The organism is Streptomyces tauricus, assembly GCF_014650955.1.
Taxonomy (GTDB): domain Bacteria; phylum Actinomycetota; class Actinomycetes; order Streptomycetales; family Streptomycetaceae; genus Streptomyces; species Streptomyces tauricus.
Window position 1 is genome coordinate 836,889 of the sequence record NZ_BMVY01000001.1, and the last position, 20,577, is coordinate 857,465.

Here is a 20,577-nt window from a genome sequence, read left to right on the forward strand (position 1 = left end):
TCAGTTCTCTCTTCTTGGCGCGCCGACCGCGGCGGCGAGCGCGGCGGTCAGCAGGAGGGGGCTGCGGCCGAGTCCGCAGACGGTACGGGCGTAGGCGTGGGCGGCGATCTCCTCGGCCCCCGCGACATGGGCGAGGACCCGGAGGCGGCCGAGCCGCAGCGCGGTGTGCCCGATCGCCTCCTTGAGCGCGGTCCGCGTCTCCTTGTGGTGGAAGTGCTCGTGCGCGGTCTCATGGGCGAGGGCCGCGCCGCGCACGGATCCCACGGGATACCAGGAGCGCCAGCCGAGTTCGTCGATGAGCTTCTCGGCCCGGTCGACGGTGTCGACGTAGATCTCGACGGTGGCGGGGCGCGAGGTGTAGCGGGCGAGCAGCAACTCTTCGAGCCCGTCGTCGCGTTCCACGATCCGGGCGCGGCACGGCCCGGGTTCGAGGGCCGCGCCGAACGCGTCGGCGGTCTCGGCCCAGCGGCGCAGCAGGGCGGGGTCCCGCCCTTCGTGGGTGGGCGTACCGGCGAGGAGGCGTACGGCGAGATCGAGGTCGTCGGTTGCCTGGTGGGTGGCTGGGTCCGCGGTGGCCGCGAGGGCGCGGTTCATGACCGCACCTCCACCACGGCCACCACGGGCTCGTCGGCGGCGCGGTCGCGCATCTCACTGCGGGCCAGGGCGAGCAGCGGCTGCGGTTCGAGGACTCCGGAGAGGTCGGCGATACGGGAGCCGAGGAGCAGCCGCAGCGCGGGGGCCCGGACGCCGCCGTCGCCGTACGACGTCGCCTCGCGGACGAGGTTGCTGAGCAGTTCGGGCGCGGCGCCCACGGTGGTGGCGGCCACCTGCGCGTCGGAGGCGTGGAGGCGTACGACACCGTCGGCGTCCACGACGCGCACGGGGTGCCGGGGAGCCCGCAGCCTGCGGCGCACCTCGGTGCCGTAGACCGTGTGGGCGGGTGTGCCGGCGAGGACGCGGACCCGGTCCGGGGCGGTCTTGAGGCTGGCGGCCGCCGCGGCGAGACGTTCGGTGTCGTCGGCGCTGTGCGAGCGGTCCTGGGTACGCAGCTCCGTGGCGCCGGTGGCGATGGCGCGGACGGTGCTGGTCTGCGGGTCGACGGTCACCTCGACCTCGACCCCGTCGGCGGCGGCGCCCTGGGCGACGACGGCCTGCTCGGCCTCGGCGCGTACGGCGAGGATCTGTTCCTGGGTGGCGCCGGGGATGATCCGCTCGATCTGCTCGCGCACCAGGGCGAGCGCCACGCCGATCGGGCTGATGACCTCGTTGTGGCGGGCGATCCGGCCCTCCATCCCGGTGAGGACCGCGAGGTGCGGGGTGACGGTGGCGGCGCCTCCCCCGCCGCCGACGAGGACCGCGGTGTCGGCGTCGAGCCGGTAGTCGCGCACGATGCGATCCACCACCGACTTCACCTGCTCGGCGCCCGCGTCGAGGATGCGGGCGGCGGCCGTCGGTACGTCCACGCCGAGGGCGGCGGCGAGCGGGGCGATCGCGGCCTTCGCCACCTCCTGGTCGCACCGCGCGAAGTCCCCTTCCGGGACACGGCCGAGCGCGTTGGCGGCGCAGGTCATGGTGAGGGCGTACCGGCCGCCCGCCGCGTCCAGGACGGCGTAGTCGGCCGGGTCGTCGGGCATCGGACGCACGGTGGCGAGGGTGGCGTCGCGCAGTTCGGCCGGGTCGGCGAAGCAGGCGTAGGGCAGCCCGGCGATATGGGCGCTGCGCGGTCCGACAGCCGTGACCCGCGCCCGGCCGCCCCGAACCTGACCGTCCCGAACCTGACCCTCGTGGCCCTGATCACCCCGGGGCAGATCGACGCGGACCATCGAGCCGCCGCCGACACCGACCGTGCGGACGTCGAGGGCGTTGAGGTACGAGCTCTTGCCGAGCATCGTGGCGTGCCGGACGGCGACCTTGCCCCGGCGTACGACGCTGATGTCGGTGGAGGTGCCGCCGGTTTCGAGGAAGACGCCCTCGCTGATCCGCTCCTGCATCAGGGCACCTGCGACTCCGGCCGCCGGGCCCGAAAGGACGGTCAGCAGGGGGCGTCGGCGCATCTCGTCGAGCGCCATGACACCGCCGTCACAGCGCATGACCATGAGCGGCGCGGTGATGCCCGCCTTGGTGATCGACGCGTCGACGAGATCGGCGGTGGCGAGCATCCGGGGCAGGATGGCCGCGTTGACGACGGCGGTACGGGTCCGCTTGTGCAGCCCGTACAGCGAGGTGATCTCGTGCGCGGCCGTCATCGGGAGCCCGGCGGAACGGGCGGCCTCCAGTACGGACTGCTCGCCTTCGGGCCGGTCGACGGCGAACGGCTCGGTGGCGACGAGGACTTCGGCCCCCGCCGCCGTGACCTGCTCGACAGCGGCGCGTACGGCACTGGTGTCGTCCGGGTCGGCCACGTGCGCGTAGGCGAGCGGAAGCCGTTTGCCGGGGGCGAGTTCGAGTCGGCCGAGGGCGGCGAGCCGGCGCGTGAGGACGGCGCCGGGGCCGGTGCCGATACCGATCAGGCCGACGGTGGCGACGTCACCCTCCAGCAGGGCGTTGGTCGCCTGGGTGGTGCCGTGGGCCAGGAAAGCGACGTCGGCGGGATCGCGGCCGACCTGCTGGAGCAGCCGGTCCAGCGCCTCGACGATGCCGTGCGCGACACCGTCCTCGTGGTGGTGGCTGGTGGGGACCTTGACCTGTCCCAGCAAGCTCAGTGTGGTGGCGTCCACGGCCACGGCGTCGGTGAAGGTTCCGCCGACGTCGATGCCGACGCGGATTCTGTGGGTGGTCATGTCTGGGCACCTCCTTGTGCTCCGTCAGTCATGTGCCATGTGCGGGCGCCGGGCGGGCGGACCGGCTGAGCGGCCGGTCCGCTGGCCCCCTGGGTTCGGCCCCCGGGTTCAGTAGCCCCGTACGTCGGGCCAGTGGCGCTGTACGCCGTCGCGGTCGAGGCCGCGCGCGAACTCCTCGAACCGCTTGTCCTCGGCCTGGACCTGGTGGGGTTCGACGTCCTCGGCCAGGCAGTGGGCGGCGAGCGCGCCGGCGACCTCGCCGATGTTCCACTCCACCGGGTGGAGCCGGTAGCAGCCGTTGGTGATGTGTGTGGTGCCGATGTTCTTGCCGGCCGGCAGCAGATTGCGGACCCGCCTCGGCACGAGGGCTCCGAGCGGGATCTCGAAGGGCACCGAACCGATGTCGATGTAGTTGTCACCGCCGGTCGAGGGATGCAGGTCGATGCGGTAGTTGCCGACCCCGACGGAGTCCCGGTACTTGGTGCCGCCGTACGGCCCGACCAGGTCGATCGCCACATCGTGTTCCGTGACCGTGGTGACGGCCTCGATCCGGCGCGACTCACGGACGTACGGCGCCTTCGCGAGGCCGTCCGGGGTGCCGGTCACGTCCGGGCGCGGGCGCAGCCCCGGGAACCCGGTGCCGCCGTCCTGGCGGGGCGCCTCGGTCTGCAGCCAGTACAGGACCGACAGCGACAACTGCCGTGCCCCGGCGACCGCTTCGGCGCCGGTCTCCGCGCCCGCCCCGACGAGCGGCTTCAACCAGTAGTCGTTGAGCGGCCAGTTGACGAGGGTGATGTCGGAGTCGAAGGCGCCGGGCCGGTGCAGCTTGCGCGCCAGGATGCGGCGGAAGCCCCACAGTTCCTTGTCACCGGCGTCCGCGCTCTGGTCGGCGCTCACGGCGAGCGGATCCAGTTCCGGATTGGGCACGAACGTACGCGGTACGGATTCCAGCGAGCGAGGGTCCGGTGCCTGGAAGCCCAGCAGCGGTCCGGGCCAGAAGTCGGGCCGGTACTCCCGCCAGAAGTCGTAGTCGGCGGGCCGTTCGACGGTGTGGTCCTCGCCCTCGTGGTGGGAAAGCGCGAAACACACGGTGATGCCCTGCTGGTTGAGCGGCTGGGCCTCGTCCGGGGCGTGCGGTTCGTCGTACGCGGACCGCGCCTCGGCCCCGGTGACGTGCTCGACACCCGCGAGAGCGAGGAGTTCACCGGTCTCGGTGGCGTCGATCACGTAACGGGCGGGGACGGTGACCTGTCGGCCGCCGTCGTGGCGGTGCTCCAGGGTCACGGACCGTACGACATCGTTGTCGGCCTCGGCCGCGACGGGCCGGTGGTCGGTGAGGACGGTCAGTCGGCCGGCGGCCCGGTGGGGCGCGAGCATCGCCTCGATGACGGCGAGGGCCACGCGCGGCTCATGGCAGAGCTTGCTCACGCGTCCGGCACCGGGGTTGAGGTCCGTGAGGGCCAGCGCCTCGGCGCGCAGCGGGTACCACTGCCGGTAGAACTGCCGGATGCCTTCCCGCAGTTGGCGGTACGAGGCGGTGGTGCCGAACTGCTCGACCCACGGATGTTCGTCGGGCGGAACGGCCTGCGAGGTGAGCTGTCCGCCCAGCCAGTCGGTCTCCTCGGTGAGCACGACACTGCGTCCGGCCCGGCAGGCGGCCAGTGCGGCGGCGACGCCGCCGAGCCCGCCGCCCACGATGAGGATGTCGGCTTTCGGTATCACGCTTCTCCTTGCCGGTGGTTCATCTGGTGTGTCGTCCGCTGGTTCGTCTGGTGGTTCAGCGGGTGTTTCGTCCGCTGGTTCGGCGGGTGGTTGGTCTGCTGGTTCAGTTCGTGATTCGACCCGCCGGCTCAGCTTGTGGTTCGACTGCTGGTTGGCCGGTGGTGTGGCGCGCGCGACGCACGCCCGTGTCATCGCGGCCCCGGCGGGCCCCCGGTCGTCGCACCGGCCCGGAAGGCACAGGCGACCAGGGGTTCTTCGGCCGCCTCCCCCGCCACGAGTGCGGCCAGCATCCGGACCGCGGCCGCTCCCAACTGGTGCCGTGGGACGTCGAATCCGGTGGGCTGCGGATCCCCGGCGAGGTCGGACGGAGGGCTGCCGAGAAGGGCGAGGGACAGGTCGTCCGGGCAGCTGAGGCCCGCCTCGTCGACCGCTGTGCGCAGGGCCCGCCAGGCGCCCCCGGTGTCGGTCTCCTCCGCGACGAAGGCGGTGACACCCTCGGCGATCCAGCTCCGCAGCCGTTCGGGGGTGACCTCGCGCCCGGGGTCCGCGCAGCGGAAGACGGCCTCGGACCCGCCGGGCAGTCCGGCCGCCTCCAGCCCTTCCAGGAAGCCCTGTTGACGGTCGGTGGAGGCAGGCGCGTCGTCGTCCTCACGGACCAGGACGATCCGCCGGTGCCCCAAGGCCGCCAGGTGCCGGACCACTTCGCTGCTGGCGCTCACATAGTCGGCGCCGACCCAGGACAGTCCCTCCAGCTCCTCGCGGCGGCCGAGGTGCACCACGGGGAACCCGTCGGCGACCATCCGCTTCAGTTCGGCGATCGGCACATGCCGGCCGAGGAACAGACACCCGTCCGCGAGTCGGACCCGGTTGAGCGCCTCGGGTCCGGCCGCCTTGGCACCACCGGAACTCGAACCCGTGAACAGCACCAGGTCGTAACCGCGGGCTGCCGCCTCCCGCTCCACCCCGACGAGGAACGGGTAGTACGAGTGCTCCACGTCCGTCGGGAAGGTGGCCGTGAAGCTGTAGACGCCGAGCAGGTTGTTGCGGGCCGCCGCCAGCCGCTGGGCCGCCGGGTCCGGTACGTAGCCGAGGCTGCGGGCCGCGTCGAGCACCCGCTGCCGTGTCTCGTCCGAGATCGCCGAGCCCTGCGCCTTGGCCTTCGCCGACAGCACGAGCGACACAGTGGCCTGGGACACTCCGGCCAGCCGGGCGACCTCCGCCTGCCGCGGCCGGGACGTGCGTCCGGTCGCTGCCGGGGTCCGCCCTCGCCTGGGTCCCTTCCTGGGCTGCTCCACCATGCTCCTCACCCGGCCGCGGAGGGCCGTCACCAGCTTGCTAATGCGTATAAGTAATGCGCATTAGCAGAACTGTGGAGGGCTCGTACGGCAACGGTCAAGGGGTGTGACACGACTTCTTGGCCCGCCGGCTGTTCGTCCGCCGACTTCGCCGACCGTCCGTCGGCCTTCCGACGACCGCCCACGGGGCTCTTCCGGCGAACCCTTCCGCCGACAGCGGCCGAACAGGAACATTCATCCGGACCATTGACCCGTCAACCGGTTCCGGTTAGCGTCCACGCCGAGCCTTTCCCAGGACCAGCCCCTGTGCCCCCACCGCAGTGTTCGGCAAGCCTTCGGGAGTTCATCCATGCGCGCCAGACGATCACCACTCGCAGCCCTCGCCCTCGCTCTGACAACGATGTCGGCCCTGTTGATCCAGGCCGCCCCGCCTTCCACCGCGGCCTCCGAGAAGGCTGCGGCACCCGCGGCGACGGTGTGCAACAAGTACTGCGACGCGCGGGATCCGGCCCTCAGCACTCAGGACAGGAGGCCGGTCACCGCCACGCTCTTCTCCCGGACGTTCGAGCTGCACTTCAACGACGCCGACGCCATGGGCTGGGCCTCCGTCGGCAACGGCAGCCCCGGGGACGAGGTGTGGCTGGACCGTTCCTTCGACGGCGGCCGGACCTGGGCCTCGAACAGCCGCCTCGGCGCCACGAAGATCCCGACGGGCCAGAGCGGCTGGCGGACGCTGATGTACAACGTCGACGACTGGGCGGGCCACGGCGTCGGCGCCCTGCGCGCCTGCGGCAAGGCCGCCGACCGCCCCGACATCGCCTGCACACCGTGGGCCCGCTCCACCTGGAACGCCAGCGACCGGCGCACCGCGGCGGCGACCGCGCAGATGCAGTTCTACAACTACGGCACCGGCCTGTTCGACACCACCGGCTGGTGGAACTCCGCCAACGCGCTGCACGCAGTCATCGACAACATCCGGGTCACCGGCATGCAGAGCTACCGGTACGCCATCGCCCGCACCTACGACCTCCAACTGAACTCGGCGGCCGGGCAGTTCCGCAACGAGTACATCGACGACACCGGCTGGTGGGGCCTGACCTGGATCGCGGCGTACGACCTCACCGGCGACGCCCGCTACCTGGCCACGGCCCGGGCCGACGCGGACTACATGGCTTCCTACTGGGACAACACCTGCGGTGGCGGGGTGTGGTGGACCACCGCGAAGACGGTGAAGAACGCCATCCCCAACTCCCTGTACATCGAGCTGAACGCAGCCCTGCACAACCGCATCCCGGGCGACACCACCTACCTTCAGCGTGCGAAGGCGGACTGGAGCTGGTTCCAGGGAACCGGCATGATCAACGCGGACCAGACGGTGAGCGACGGACTGAGTCTGAGTACCTGCAAGGTCGGCGACAGCACGGTCTGGTCCTACAACCAGGGTCAACTCGTGGGCGGACTGGTGGAGTTGCACAAGGCCACGGGTGACGCGTCGGTGCTCGCCGCCGCCCGCCGGATCGCCGACGCCAACACCGTCTCCGGCAAGCTCAACACCTCGGCGGGCATCCTCAGGGACCCGTGCGAGTCGGGTGACTGCGGCGCCGACGGGGCGTCCTTCAAGGGTGCCGACGTCCGTGGCCTGGCGAAACTGAACGCGGTCCTGTCCGACCGCCCCTACACCGCCTACCTCAGCAGGCAGGCCGCCCAGGCCTACGCCGCCGACCGCAATCCACTCGACCAGTACGGTCTGCGCTGGTACGGCCCACTGGACAAGACGGACGCCGCCCGCCAGCAGAGCGCCCTCGACCTGATGAACGCCGCGTCCTGAGTGCCACCGAGCCCGTTGCCCGTACCCCGGCCCAGCGCAAAGCGCCCGCATGACCCGCACGCACCGTGGAACCCCATAGCCACGTGTGCCCGACGGCCGGACGCACAGGACGGAGCGGGCCATGTCGGTGGACTTGACGGGGTTTCTCGGCGTGGTGGTGCTCGCCTATCTGATCCCCGGCCCGGACTTCCTGGTCATCGTGCGGGCGGCGGCCCGGCGTCCGGCGCTGGGCCGAGCCGCCGCGCTGGGCGCCCAGGCCGGACTGTGCGTCCATATGTGCGCGGCCGTCCTGGGCCTCTCCGCCATCGCCACCCGCTCGGCGCTCGCCTTCACCGTGATCAAACTGGCCGGTGCCGCCTACCTGATGTATCTGGGCGTACGAGCACTGCTCGCCGCCCGGCGCCGCAACCGTGCCGGGTCCGCCGGGTCCGCGGAGCCGGCGGTCGGTGCTTCCGCTGCCGCGTCGGGGCAGCACGTCAGCGCCGCGTCCGGGCGGCATGTCAGCCGGCGTGGCAGCTTTCTGGAGGGCTTCCTCACCAATGTGCTCAATCCCAAGGCGGCCCTGTTCTTCCTCAGCGTCCTCCCCCAGTTCGTCGACCACGACGGCTCCCTGCCCCGGCAGATCTTCCTGCTCGGCCTCCTCGACGTGGCCGTCGGTGTCGTCTACTGGCTCGTCCTGGTGGGTGTCGCCGCGCGACTTCGTACCGTGTTCGGTCCGGCCTGTCGCCGCCGGTGGGAGCTCGTGAGCGGCTGGCTGTTCATCGGCATCGGGGTCGGAGTCGCGGCGACCGAATGAATCCGGGAGGTTTCCGCACTGGATTCCACCTCCCAGGCCCATCGCAGCAGCAGGGACGGACATGACGTACTTCGACAATCCCGTCATCCCCGGCTTCAGTCCCGACCCGAGCGTCTGCCGGGTCGGCGACGACTACTACCTGGCGACGTCCAGTTTCGAGTACGTGCCGGGCGTACCCCTGTGGCACAGCCGGGACCTGGTGCACTGGCGGCTGATCGGGCATGCCCTGGACCGGCCCTCGCAGTTGGCGCTGCCCGACACGGCCGCCGCTTCCACGGGGGTGTATGCGCCCACGCTGCGCCATCACGACGGTCTGTTCTGGCTGATCACGACCGTGGTCGCCGGGGCGGGCAACATCCTGGTGACCGCCGAGGATCCGGCGGGCCCCTGGTCCGATCCGGTGCCGGTCGGCGTGCCGGGCATCGACCCGGATCTGGCCTGGGAGGAGGACGGAACCTGCTGGTGCGTGTTCTCGGCGGACGGGATCCGCGGTGTCCGCATCGACCCCAGGTCCGGGGAGGTGCAGGGCGATCCGGTACCGATGTGGTCGGGCAGCGGGCTGCAGTATCCCGAGGGCCCGCATCTCTACCGGATCGACGACTGGTGGTACCTGTTGCTGTCGGAGGGCGGCACGGAACGTGGCCACGCCCTGTCGGTGGCCAGGTCCCGTACGCTGCCGGGGCCGTTCGAACCGCATCCGGCCAACCCCGTTCTGTCCCACCGCAGTACGAACCATCCGGTGCAGAACACCGGCCACGGTGACCTCGTACAGGCGCAGGACGGCACCTGGTGGATGGTGCTGCTGGGCACCAGGCCCCGCGGTGACACCCCGATGTACCACGGCATGGGCCGGGAGACGTTCCTGGCGCCGGTGCGGTGGGAGGACGGGTGGCCGCTGCCCGGACCGCTGGAACCGCGTGCGCAGGCTCCGGCGCTCACCCCGCGTCCCTGGCCGACGGAGCCGGACCGGGACGACTTCGACTCCCCTGCTCTCGCACCGTGTTGGGTGTCCGTGCGCCGGGGCGAACCGGAGGCCGTCCGGCTCGACGAGCGGCCGGGGCATCTGGTCCTGCACGCCCGCGCGGACAGTCTCGACACCCCGGGCGCGCTCTTCGTCGGACGGCGGCAGCGCGATCCCGACTGCAGTGCGCGCACGCTGGTGGAGGTCTCCGACGGCGGCCGGGGCGGGCTCGCGGTACGCCTGGACGAGGCCCATCACTACGAGGTGGAGGTGGCCGACGGTACGGTCCGCGCGGTCGCCAGGATCGGTCCGCTGAGCCACACGGTCGCCGAACGGGCCGTGCCCGAAGGTCCGTTGAGGCTGCGTATCGACATCACCACCTGCGACGTCCTGCCGCCGACGGTCACCTCCCGCGACCCTGCGACACCTCCCCCGCCCGGCCTGCGCGCCGGCGGCCCCGACACACTCCGCCTGGGGTACGAGACGGACGGCGGCGCCTTCGAGGTCCTCGCCGAACTCGACGGCCGCTACCTCACCACGGAGGTCGCCGGAGGCTTCACCGGCCGTGTCCTCGGCATGTACGCCACCCGGGGCAGCGCGGCTTTCGACTGGTTCGAGCTGCGGTCCGTCTGACAGCGGTTGCAGGGATCGTGGACGCCCCCGCGCCGGGTCACGTCAGTCGGCCGTGGGCGCTTCCGCACTTCGCCGGTTGGCCAGGTCGATCTCCGCCATGTGCTCCTCGGCCCAGGCACGCACCATGGACAACGGCCCCTCCAGCGAGAGGCCCAGCGGGGTCAGCCGGTAATGCACCCGGGGCGGCACCGTCGGTTCCACCCGGCGGTCGACCAAGCCGTCCCTGGCCATGTTCCGCAGGGTGACCGACAGCATCTTCTGGGAGACCCCGGTCATCCTGCGCTGCAGCTCCGCGAAGCGCACCTCGTCCGGGGATGCCTCCGCCAGTACCTTGACCGCCATCGACGTCCATTTCGTGCCGATCCGGTCGAGCAGTCGACGGGTCGGACACTGCGGGGAGAACAGGTCTCCGCGACCCGGCTCGGAGGAGGACGGAGGGGTCACCTCGGGCTCACCACCTGTGGAAGAAGTGCGGTCTTGGCCTTCTCACGGTACTTACCTACCGTTCTGTTGTCACCATTGGTAACTGCCTGAGGGGTTTCCCCATGCCCAGCACATCGAGCCGCCCCGCCGCCGTGGAACTGCGGCGGGTCACGGCCAACGGCGTCGACCTCAACGTGGCCCTGGCCGGTGAGGGCCCGGCGGTCCTGCTGCTGCACGGTTTCCCGCACACCTGGGAGCTGTGGACCGACATCATGGACGGGCTCGCCGACCGCCACCGGGTGATCGCACCGGACCTCCGCGGATTCGGAGCGAGCGCACGGGCGGCGGACGGGTACGACGCCGGCACGCTCGCCGCCGACGCGGAAGCCGTCCTCGACGCTCTAGGGGTGCGGTCCGCGGCGGTCGTCGGCATCGACGCGGGCACCCCGCCGGCCTTCCTGTTCGCCATGCGCCGCCCCGGTCTCGTCCGGCAACTCGTGGTCATGGAGTCGCTGTTGGGCGGACTGCCGGGTGCCGAGGAGTTCCTCGCCCACGGGGCACCGTGGTGGTTCGGCTTCCACTCGGCGCCCGGCGGCCTCGCGGAAACCGTGCTCACCGGGCACGAGGGCGAGTACATCGACTGGTTCCTCGACGCCGGGACGCTCGGACAGGGTGTGCGCCCCGCCGTCCGCGACGCCTTCGTGGACGCGTACACCGGCACGGAGGCTCTGCGCTGCGCGTTCTCGTACTACCGGGCGTTGCCCACGAGTGCCCAGCAGGTGCGGGAAGCCGTCCGTGCGGCGCGGTTGACCGTCCCCACCCTGGCCATCGGTGCCCGGCCGGTGGGCAGGGTGCTGGAACGGCAGCTACGGCCGGTGGCGGATCATGTCGTCGGCCATGTCATCGAGGACTGCGGCCACATCATCCCGTTGCACCGGCCCGACGAACTGCTCGGGCTTCTGGGGCCCTTCCTCGCGGCGAGTGCCGGGGACGGGTGATGAGGGCAAGCAGGAACAACCACTCCTTGCCACTCTTAACTTATAGCGCACCGGGGGGCTTGCGGCAAGGCCCCCGTCCTGCTGCAGAATCGCGCACTCAAGGCGAGTAACCGCGGAAAAAGGTGATTCACGAAGTGCGTGCGTTTTTGCCGGTCGATGGGCAGCGCAGGACGTCGAACCGGAGGGAGCCGGTGACATGGACTCTTTGACCACGAGGACCACGAGGACCACGAGGGCCACGAGCGCGTTCGACCTTCCCGAGCACCTCGCCCCCAAGGCCGACCCGCGACTGATCGGCGGCGACGAGAAGCACTTCGCGGCCATCGCGGAGAGCCTCGACCGGGCGATCACCGAACTGTCCGACCGGCTGGACGCCGAGCGCAAGGCACCCGGCGGCATCGGCCGGGAGGCGATGGAGCGGGACGCGGAGATCCACCGGCTGACCAAGCGGCTGCGTACCCTGCGCCGCTTCGGCCTGGACCTGTGCCTCGGGCACATCGTCCGCGCTGACGAGCCCGAGCCGCTGTACATCGGACGGCTCGGCCTCACCGACGACGACGGCCGACGGCTGCTGATCGACTGGCGCTCCCCCGCCGCCGAGCCCTTCTTCGCGGCGACCCATGCCAACCCGCTCGGGTTGGCGAGCCGTCGCAGGTACCGCTGGACGCGCGGCCGGATCAGCGACTACTGGGACGAGGTGTTCACCGCCGACGGGCTCGAAGGGCATGCCGCGCTCGACGACCACTCGGCCTTCGTCGCCAGCCTGGGCAGCACCCGGTCGAGCCGGATGCGGGACGTGCTCACCACCATCCAGGCCGACCAGGACGCGATCATCCGCGCCGGCTCCCGCGGCGCGCTGGTCGTGGACGGCGGTCCGGGTACGGGCAAGACGGTCGTCGCACTGCACCGGTCCGCCTACCTCCTCTACTCCGACCCCCGGCTCGGGCACCGTCGGGGCGGAGTGCTGTTCGTCGGCCCGCACCAGCCCTATCTGGCGTACGTCGCCGACGTCCTCCCCAGCCTCGGGGAGGAGGGTGTGCAGACCTGCACCCTGCGGGACCTCGTCGCCGAGGGAGCCGGAGCGGCGGACGAGACCGACCCGGAGGTGGCGTCCCTCAAGTCGTCCGCCCACATGGTCGGGGCGGTCGAGACGGCCGTCAGGTTCTACGAGGAGCCGCCCACCCAGGGGATGACGGTCTCGACGCCCTGGTCCGACGTGCGGCTGAGCGCCGACGACTGGGCGGAGGCGTTCGAGACGCCGGGACCGGGTGTTCCGCACAACGAGGCACGGGACCAGATCTGGGAGGCGCTGCTCGCGATCCTGCTGGACAAGCACGACGACGACGTCCCGCCCGAGCTGTTCCGCAGAGCGCTGCTGCACGACGAGGAACTGACGGGAACCCTCGACCGCGCCTGGCCGCTGCTCGAAGCGGCCGACGTCGTCGGAGACCTGTGGTCGGTGCCCGCCTATCTGCGGATGTGCGCTCCCTGGCTCGGCCCCGACGACGTACGCAGGCTGCAGCGCGCGGACCCGCGGGCGTGGACGGTGTCCGACCTGCCGATCCTGGACGCGGCGCGGCAGCGGCTCGGCGACCCGGAGTCGGCGCGGCGCAGGCGGCGGCACGAGGCCACCCTCGCCGCCCAGCGTGAGCGTATGGCGCAGGTCGTCGACAACCTGATCGAGGCCGCGACCGACTCGGGCGCGGACGGTGACGACGGCGAGGGCCTGGTGAGGATGCTGCGCGGCGAGGACGCCAAGGTCAGCATGGTCGACGAGTCCGAACTGACCACCGCCGAACCGGACTTGCTGGCCGGTCCGTTCGCGCACGTCGTCGTGGACGAGGCCCAGGAGCTGACCGACGCGCAGTGGCAGATGCTCCTGCTGCGCTGCCCGTCCCGGAGCTTCACGATCGTCGGGGACCGTGCGCAGGCAAGGCACGGGTTCACCGAGTCGTGGCGGGAACGGCTGGAGCGGGTCGGGCTGGACCGGATCGAGGTGGCCTCGCTGAGCATCAACTACCGGACCCCGGAAGAGGTCATGGCGGAGGCCGCGCCGGTCATCCGGGCCGCGCTCCCGGACGCCAACGTGCCGACCTCCATCCGCAGCAACGGCGTCCCCGTCGTGCACGGATCCGTGGCGGACCGGGACTCGATCCTGGACACCTGGCTCGCCGAGCACACGGACGGGATCGCCTGCGTCATCGGAGATCCGACGTTCCGGGCGACGCCCCGCGTCCGGTCGCTGACCCCGGAGTTGTCGAAGGGCCTGGAGTTCGACCTGGTCGTCCTCGTCGACCCGCAGACGTACGGCACGGGGATCGAAGGAGCGGTCGACCGCTATGTGGCGATGACCCGGGCGACCCAGCAACTGGTCGTCCTCACCAGCGGCTGAGTGCGGCGGGGCCTCGCGGTCGTCAAGTTCGGCCCGGCCTCGCGATCGTTGACCGTCGTCGTCGATCGACGTTGTTGAAACGACGTCGGTGGTCGGCGTCGGTGACCGGCAGCGGTGACCGGCAGCGGTGACCGGCGTCATTGATCGCGAGGGCCCCGCCGGCCGCGGACGCTTGTCCGTCGTCGTGTTCCGGCATACCGTGCCGCGGTGGATCTCTTCTCGCTCTCCTGGACGGCGTTGTGCACGGCGGTCGCCGACCTCCCGGACGAGGACTTCGAGCAGCCGTCCGGCTGCACGGGGTGGCTCGTGCGGGATCTGGTCTGCCACCTGGTCATCGACGCCCAGGACATCCTGATCACCCTGGCCACCCCCGCCGACGCCGAACCGACCGTGGACGCGGTCACCTACTGGCACCTCGTCGACACCCCGACCGGCGAGGATCCGCTGGACGCGCTGATCCCCCGGCTGGCCGCCGCCTACGGCGAGCCGCGGTTGCTGAAGTTCCACTTCGACGACGTCGGCTCGGCCGCGGGCCGCGCCGCCGGCCTCGCCGATCCCGCGGCGCTCGTCAGCACCCGCGACGAGGTACTGACCGTCGGCGACTACCTGTCCGCTTACGTCCTCGAAGCGACCTTGCACCACCTCGACCTGATCGCCCACCTGCCGTCGACCACCGAGCCGCCCGCCGAGACCCTGGCGGCCGCTCGCGCGTCACTGGAGAGGATCGCCGGGACCCCCTTTCCCGCCGGGCTCTCCGACAGGACCGCGCTGCTGGTCGGCACCGGACGCCGGACGCCGACCGACGCGGAGACGACCGCGCTGGGCGCCCTCGCCGGGCGGCTCCCGCTGGTCCTGGGCTGAGCGGTCGGCACGGGTCGAGCGGCGAGCCCCGGACGCACGGCCGGCCCGGGGCGAGTCGCTGAGGCAAGCCGCTGACCTGGGAGCACGTGCCGTACGGCGGAACCACACCCCCGCCGGTCCGGTCCCGGCGGCACGGTTCTAGGGTGCCGCCATGGACTCGCAGCACTACCTCTCAGAACTGTTCTCCCTCGAAGGCCGCGTCGCCCTGGTGACCGGTGGCAGCTCCGGCATCGGGCGTGGCATCTCCGAGGCCCTGGCCCGCGCCGGGGCGAGCGTCGTCGTGGTGGCGCGCAAGGAAGCGGAACTGACGGCGACGGTCGAGGAGTTGGGCGCGCTCGGCTGCCGTGCGGCGTGGGTCAGCGCGGATCTCGGTACGCGTGAGGGTGTGCGCGAGGCCGCCGAGCAGGCGGTCGAGGCGTTCGGCGAGCCCGACATCCTCGTCAACTGCGCCGGGATCAACCTCCGGCCGCCGATGAGCGAGCTGAGCGACGAGGTCTGGGACACCACCATGGCCCTGAACCTGGACGCGCCCTTCCTGCTGGGCCGGCGTTTCGGCCCGGTCATGGCCGAGCGGGGCTTCGGGCGCATCATCCACATCACCTCGCAGCAGGCCCACCGCGCCTTCGTCCAGAGCGGTGCCTACGGCGTCTCCAAGGGGGCCCTCGAGTCACTGGCCCGCTCGCAGGCGGAGGCCTGGTCGCCGTACGGAGTCACCGTCAACACACTGGTGCCGGGCTTCGTGATGACACCGCTGAACCGGCGTCTGTCGTCCGACCCGGAGAAGGTGGCGGCCCTGGCGGCGCGCACGATGGTCGGACGCAACGGCCTGCCGGAGGACTTCGCGGGCGCGGCGGTCTTCCTGGCGAGCGCCGCCTCCGCGTACGTCACCGGGCAGTCGGTCCACGTCGACGGCGGCTTCTCGGTGCACTAAAAGGTTTTCCCCGGCGCGGCTGTGCCCCTTAGGGTGGCCCGTGCAGCTGGTTCGCCCCGTCCGCCAGGCGGGTGCGTCGCAAGAGGGAACCCGGTGGGAATCCGGGACTGCCCCGCAGCGGTGAGTGGGAACGACCGCCGTCACACGCACTGGGCCCGGCCGGGTCTGGGAAGCGACGGCCAGTAGGTGTCCTCCGCAGGGAGGACGTGCCCGCGAGTCCGAAGACCTGCCAACTGCCCGTGTACGAACCACTCGTGCGCGGAGATCCCGGTGACCTCGTGGGCGGGTCGGCGTACTCGATCAGGCGGAAGACCGCGCTTCACGCGCGGGTCGGCTTCCGTCCGGTTCGTCACCCCTTCGCGTTCGCGTCCCGTCCCGGGATCCCAGGGAGATATCTCGCGAAGGAGATTTCCGTGACAGCGCAGTCCGCAGCCGCGGCGGCACGGGCCACCGTGTACGGCTACCCCCGCCAGGGACAGAACCGGGAACTGAAGAAGGCGATCGAGGGCTACTGGAAGGGCCGTGTCGACGCCGACACCCTCCGGGCCACCGCCGCCGACCTGCGCCGGGCCAACTGGCGGCACCTGGCCGAGGCGGGCATCCACGAGGTACCCACCGGTGACTTCTCGTACTACGACCACGTCCTGGACACCTGCGTCATGGTCGGCGCGGTCCCCGAACGCCATCGCGCCACCGTCGAGGCCGACGCGCTCGACGGCTACTTCGCCATGGCGCGCGGCACCCAGGACGTGGCGCCGCTGGAGATGACGAAGTGGTTCGACACCAACTACCACTATCTGGTGCCCGAGTTGGGTCCGGACACCGTCTTCACGGCCGACTCCGGCAAGCAGGTCGCGGAGCTGAAGGAAGCCCTCGCGCTCGGCCTCACCGCACGTCCGGTCCTCGTAGGGCCCGTCACCTACCTCCTGCTCGCCAAACCCGCGCCGGGTGTCGCCGCCGGCTTCGACCCGCTCACCCTCATCGACCGGCTGCTGCCCGTGTACGCCGAGATCGTCGCCGATCTCCGCGCGGCGGGGGCCGAGTGGGTCCAGCTCGACGAACCCGCTCTGGTACAGGACCGCACACCCGCCGAACTGAACACGGCCGCCCGCGCCTACCGGGACCTCGGCGCGCTGACCGACCGGCCGAAGCTGCTGGTCGCGTCCTACTTCGACCGGCTAGGCGACGCCCTGCCGGTGCTGGCCAAGGCCCCGGTGGAGGGGCTGGCGCTGGACTTCACCGAGGCGGCCGCCGCCAACCTGGACGCGCTGGCCGCCGTGGGCGGACTGCCCGGCAAGCGACTGATCGCCGGAGTCGTGAACGGCCGCAACATCTGGGTCAACGACCTGGAGAAGTCCCTCGCCACGCTCGGCACCCTGCTCGGCCTCGCCGACCGGGTCGACGTGGCCGCCTCCTGCTCGCTCCTGCACGTCCCCCTCGACGCCACCGCCGAACGCGACATCGAGCCGCAGATCCGCCGCTGGCTCGCCTTCGCCCGGCAGAAGACCACCGAGAGCGTCACACTCGCCAAGGGCCTGGCGGGCGGCACCGGCACGATCGCCGCCGAACTCGCCGCCAACCGGGCCGATCTGGCGTCGCGCGCCGGCTCGGCGATCACCCGCGATCCCGCCGTACGGGCCCGGGCCGCCGCCATCACGGACGCCGACGCCCACCGCTCCCAGCCGTACGCCGAGCGGGCCGCGGCCCAGCGCGCCCACCTCGGTCTGCCACTGCTGCCGACCACCACCATCGGCTCGTTCCCGCAGACCACGGAACTGCGCACCGCACGGGCCGACCTGCGCGCCGGGCGGATCGACGGCGCCGGGTACGAGGAGCGCATCAGGGCCGAGATCGGTGAGGTCATCTCGTTCCAGGAGAAGACCGGCCTCGACGTGCTCGTGCACGGCGAACCCGAACGCAACGACATGGTCCAGTACTTCGCCGAACAGCTCACCGGATACCTCGCCACCCAGCACGGCTGGGTCCAGTCCTACGGCACGCGGTACGTCCGCCCGCCGATCCTGGCCGGAGACATCTCCCGCCCCGAACCCATGACGGTGCGCTGGACGACGTACGCCCAGTCACTCACCGCCAAGCCGGTCAAGGGCATGCTGACCGGTCCTGTCACCATGCTCGCCTGGTCCTTCGTCCGCGACGACCAGCCCCTGGGTGACACCGCCCGCCAGGTCGCCCTCGCCCTGCGCGACGAGGTGAACGACCTTGAGGCGGCCGGGACTTCGGTCATCCAGGTCGACGAACCCGCGCTGCGCGAGACGCTGCCGCTGCGTGCCGCCGACCGTCCGGCCTACCTGGTGTGGGCCACCGAGGCGTTCCGCCTCAGCACCGGTGGCGTACGCCCGGACACCCAGATCCACACGCACATGTGCTACGCCGAGTTCGGTGACATCGTCCAGGCCATCGACGACCTCGACGCCGACGTCATCAGCCTGGAGGCGGCACGCTCGCACATGCAGGTCGCCCGGGAGCTGGCTGGACACGGCTATCCGCGCGAGGCCGGACCCGGGGTGTACGACATCCACTCACCCCGGGTGCCGAGCGCGGACGAGGCCGCGGCCCTGCTGCGCAAGGGACTTGAGGCCATCCCCGCCGAGCGCCTCTGGGTCAACCCCGACTGCGGCCTGAAGACCCGCGCCTGGCCGGAGACCCGCGCGTCCCTGAAGAACCTGGTGACCGCGGCCCACACGATCCGCACGGAGCTGCCCACGTCCTGACACACAGAAGAAGCCGGGAGACCAAACGCATCCCCTGTCTCCCGGCTTCGGCTTCGGCTTCGGCTTCGGCTTCGGCTTCGGCTTCGGCTTCGGCTTCGGCTTCGGCTTCGGCTTCGGCTTCGGCTTCGGCTTCGGCTTCGGCTTCGGCTTCGGCTTCGAAAATGCGAACCTGACCGGTCCCCGTGGTGCTACACCTGGAAGCGACACGACGTCACGGGGGTGGGTCATGGACGTGGTCAGCACCGCGGAGGTACCGCAGGAGGAAAGGTTCGCCTTCTGGCGTGAGGTGAGTTCCAAGCTCTGGGTGCCCTACGACACGCGCTGCGAACAGCAGGTGGAGAGTCGGTTCAGGGCCCAGGTCAGTATCAGTCAACTGGGCCCTGTGCAGGCGACGTTGATGACGGCGATGCCGCATTCGGTCCACCGCACGCCCAAGCTCATCCGGCAGACGGACCCCGGGGTGTTCAAGCTGGGCTGCATCGTGCGCGGCCGTGGCCGGATCACGCAGGACGGCCGGTGTACGGACTTCGGCGTCGGGGACCTGATCCTGTTCGACACCTCCCGTCCGTACCTCTCCGGGTTCGCGCCGGGTGTGTCGGGAAACCAGCAGTTACTGCTCCTGCGCTTCCCCCGCTCGTCGCTGCCGTTGCCTCCGCGGGACCTGCGGCGGCTGAGCGCGGTACGCATCCCGGGCGGGACGGGGGTCGGCGCGCTTTCCTCGCACTTCCTGATGCAGCTCGCCCGGCGCATGAAGGAACTCAGCCCGTCCGACACCGCCAGGTTGTCCACGCTCACCCTCGACGTGCTGACGGCGGCGCTGGCCACCGCGCTGGACGCACAGAGCGTGGTGCCGCCCCACACCAGGCGCCGGGCGCTCATGGCCCGGATCCACGCCTTCATCCGGGACAACCTCGGCGACCCGAACCTGACCCCGGACACGATCGCGGCGGCCCACCACATCTCCCTGCGCTATCTGCACAAGCTGTTCCACGAGGAGGGGCACACGGTCGCCGGCTGGGTTCGTGAGCGCCGGCTGGAGCAGTGCCGTCGCGACCTCGCCGACGCCCGGCTGACCGCCCGGCCGATCAGCGCGATCGCCGCCCGGTGGGGGTTCAGCAGCCCCGCGCACTTCAGTCAGGTGTTCCGCGGCTCGTACGGTCTGTCCCCGCGCGAGTTCCGCCGACAGTGCACGCACACCACAGACCTGTGCGCGTACGCGTAAGGACAGGACCGGTCGTGGCCCGCACTCTCTTGTGAGAGTCACGACTGGAGGTACACATGCTCAGGAAACTCATCGCCACCGTCGCCGTGGCAACCGGAATCGGTCTGGCGGGGGCGGGCATCGCCACCGCGTCGACGCCCGGGGCCGCGGAGCGGGTCACGCCGACCGCCGGGGACTCGACCGTCGGGGTCTCGACCGCAGCGGTCTGGCACACCGTCGGCGCCTTCGAGAGGCTGTCGGAATGCCAGGCCGCTGGGAAGGCGTACGTCGCTCTGGGCCTCGCCAAGGCCTGGGCGTGCGACAACGTCGGCTACTGGCGTCTGCGCATCCTGGACTGATCGCGAAACCGGTCCCGCTGCCGACGGCTGTGGAGGGTCGAGCCGTCGCCGCACACCGGCGGTGTGCGGCAACGGCTCCGACATATGGGGCCGGTCCGCGCGCACAGCCCGGCGGCTGCGCACATTTGGCCGATTGGCGCGCCAACTCGCACCGCCTGCCTCTATGTTCACTGCGGCACGTCATCGCAACAGCCCCACGAACCTGGAGGCCCTGTCCATGCGTACCTCGCTCCGCACCGCGGTGGCCGGCGCGGTCGCCGGCGTCACCGTCCTCGCCGGGGGAACCGCCCACGCGACCCCGCCCGGGCCGGGAGTCACCGGCACCCTGATCGCGCAGAAGACGGTCGGCGGCACCGACTACGTCGTCCGGGAGATCACCGTGCCGCCCGGTCAGGCCACCGGCTGGCACTACCACGACGGCCCGCTCTACGCGTATGTGAAGCAGGGCACGCTCAGCCACTTCGACTCCACGTGCGCGTCGGACGGCGTGTATCCGCAGGGCAGCACCGTCCAGGAACCGGCCGGGCCCGGCAACGTACACATAGGCCGCAACCTGGGGGACACACCGGTCGTCCTCACCGTGCTCTACGTACTGCCGCACGGCGCCCCCTTCTCGGAGGACGCCCCGAACCCCGGGTGCCCCTTCGAGTAGCGGCGGGACCTGA

At 71.4% G+C, this 20,577-nt stretch carries 16 protein-coding genes and 1 riboswitch; of the genes, 11 read left to right on the forward strand and 5 right to left on the reverse strand.

What is annotated here, in order from left to right:
* From IE278_RS03540 to IE278_RS03555, 4 genes are all read right to left on the reverse strand, one after another.
* Complete coding sequence (locus IE278_RS03540) at positions 1-594, reverse strand: hypothetical protein (RefSeq protein ID WP_189768535.1); 594 nt, start codon at positions 592-594, stop codon at positions 1-3.
* Positions 591-2,780 carry a hydantoinase/oxoprolinase family protein gene (locus IE278_RS03545; RefSeq protein ID WP_189768538.1) on the reverse strand — a complete coding sequence of 730 codons (2,190 nt, stop codon included), beginning with the start codon at positions 2,778-2,780 and terminating at the stop codon, positions 591-593. The genes IE278_RS03540 and IE278_RS03545 overlap by 4 nt, the downstream gene beginning before the upstream one ends.
* Positions 2,781-2,888: 108 nt before the next feature.
* Positions 2,889-4,502 (reverse strand): FAD-dependent oxidoreductase, encoded by a 1,614-nt coding sequence (locus IE278_RS03550; protein ID WP_189768540.1) that lies wholly within the window; start codon positions 4,500-4,502, stop codon positions 2,889-2,891.
* Positions 4,503-4,690: 188 nt separating this feature from the next.
* The gene (locus IE278_RS03555) at positions 4,691-5,800 is read right to left on the reverse strand and encodes a LacI family DNA-binding transcriptional regulator (protein ID WP_189768542.1); all 1,110 of its coding nucleotides are present in this window, start codon (positions 5,798-5,800) and stop codon (positions 4,691-4,693) included.
* Positions 5,801-6,146: 346 nt separating this feature from the next.
* Here IE278_RS03555 and IE278_RS03560 point away from each other — a divergent pair, with 346 nt between their 5' ends.
* The 3 genes from IE278_RS03560 (at position 6,147) to IE278_RS03570 (ending at position 10,015) form a co-directional block, all read left to right on the forward strand.
* Complete coding sequence (locus tag IE278_RS03560) at positions 6,147-7,625, forward strand: glycoside hydrolase family 76 protein (protein ID WP_213089700.1); 1,479 nt, start codon at positions 6,147-6,149, stop codon at positions 7,623-7,625.
* Positions 7,626-7,746: 121 nt separating this feature from the next.
* On the forward strand, positions 7,747-8,421 hold the full coding sequence (locus tag IE278_RS03565) for a LysE family translocator (RefSeq protein ID WP_189768545.1): 675 nt from the start codon (positions 7,747-7,749) through the stop codon (positions 8,419-8,421).
* 61 nt (positions 8,422-8,482) lie between these two features.
* A complete protein-coding gene (locus IE278_RS03570) occupies positions 8,483-10,015 on the forward strand; it encodes a glycoside hydrolase family 43 protein (protein ID WP_189768547.1) in 1,533 nt (510 codons plus the stop codon).
* Between the two features lie 42 nt (positions 10,016-10,057).
* Here the strand turns inward: IE278_RS03570 and IE278_RS03575 are convergent, their stop codons facing one another.
* Positions 10,058-10,459, reverse strand: a complete 402-nt coding sequence (locus IE278_RS03575; RefSeq protein ID WP_189768549.1) for a winged helix-turn-helix transcriptional regulator — start codon at positions 10,457-10,459, stop codon at positions 10,058-10,060.
* A 101-nt stretch (positions 10,460-10,560) separates the two neighbouring features.
* Between IE278_RS03575 and IE278_RS03580 the strand changes: the two genes are divergently transcribed.
* From IE278_RS03580 to IE278_RS03615, 8 genes are all read left to right on the forward strand, one after another.
* Positions 10,561-11,436 carry an alpha/beta fold hydrolase gene (locus IE278_RS03580; protein WP_189768551.1) on the forward strand — a complete coding sequence of 292 codons (876 nt, stop codon included), beginning with the start codon at positions 10,561-10,563 and terminating at the stop codon, positions 11,434-11,436.
* A 196-nt stretch (positions 11,437-11,632) separates the two neighbouring features.
* A complete protein-coding gene (helR, locus tag IE278_RS03585) occupies positions 11,633-13,828 on the forward strand; it encodes an RNA polymerase recycling motor ATPase HelR (RefSeq protein ID WP_189768553.1) in 2,196 nt (731 codons plus the stop codon).
* Positions 13,829-14,035: 207 nt separating this feature from the next.
* Positions 14,036-14,689, forward strand: coding sequence for a maleylpyruvate isomerase N-terminal domain-containing protein (locus tag IE278_RS03590; RefSeq protein WP_189768556.1), 654 nt, complete (start codon positions 14,036-14,038; stop codon positions 14,687-14,689).
* 151 nt (positions 14,690-14,840) lie between these two features.
* On the forward strand, positions 14,841-15,620 hold the full coding sequence (locus IE278_RS03595) for an SDR family NAD(P)-dependent oxidoreductase (protein ID WP_189768558.1): 780 nt from the start codon (positions 14,841-14,843) through the stop codon (positions 15,618-15,620).
* Between the two features lie 30 nt (positions 15,621-15,650).
* Positions 15,651-15,868: riboswitch (cobalamin riboswitch) on the forward strand.
* A 165-nt stretch (positions 15,869-16,033) separates the two neighbouring features.
* Entirely contained in the window at positions 16,034-18,352 is a 2,319-nt protein-coding gene (gene metE / locus IE278_RS03600) for a 5-methyltetrahydropteroyltriglutamate--homocysteine S-methyltransferase (RefSeq protein ID WP_189768560.1), read from the forward strand.
* 226 nt (positions 18,353-18,578) lie between these two features.
* Positions 18,579-19,574, forward strand: coding sequence for an AraC-like ligand-binding domain-containing protein (locus tag IE278_RS03605; protein WP_189768562.1), 996 nt, complete (start codon positions 18,579-18,581; stop codon positions 19,572-19,574).
* A 56-nt stretch (positions 19,575-19,630) separates the two neighbouring features.
* Positions 19,631-19,912, forward strand: coding sequence for a hypothetical protein (locus IE278_RS03610; protein WP_189768564.1), 282 nt, complete (start codon positions 19,631-19,633; stop codon positions 19,910-19,912).
* A 217-nt stretch (positions 19,913-20,129) separates the two neighbouring features.
* Positions 20,130-20,564, forward strand: a complete 435-nt coding sequence (locus IE278_RS03615; protein ID WP_189768566.1) for a cupin domain-containing protein — start codon at positions 20,130-20,132, stop codon at positions 20,562-20,564.
* The last annotated feature ends 13 nt before the right edge of the window (positions 20,565-20,577 follow it).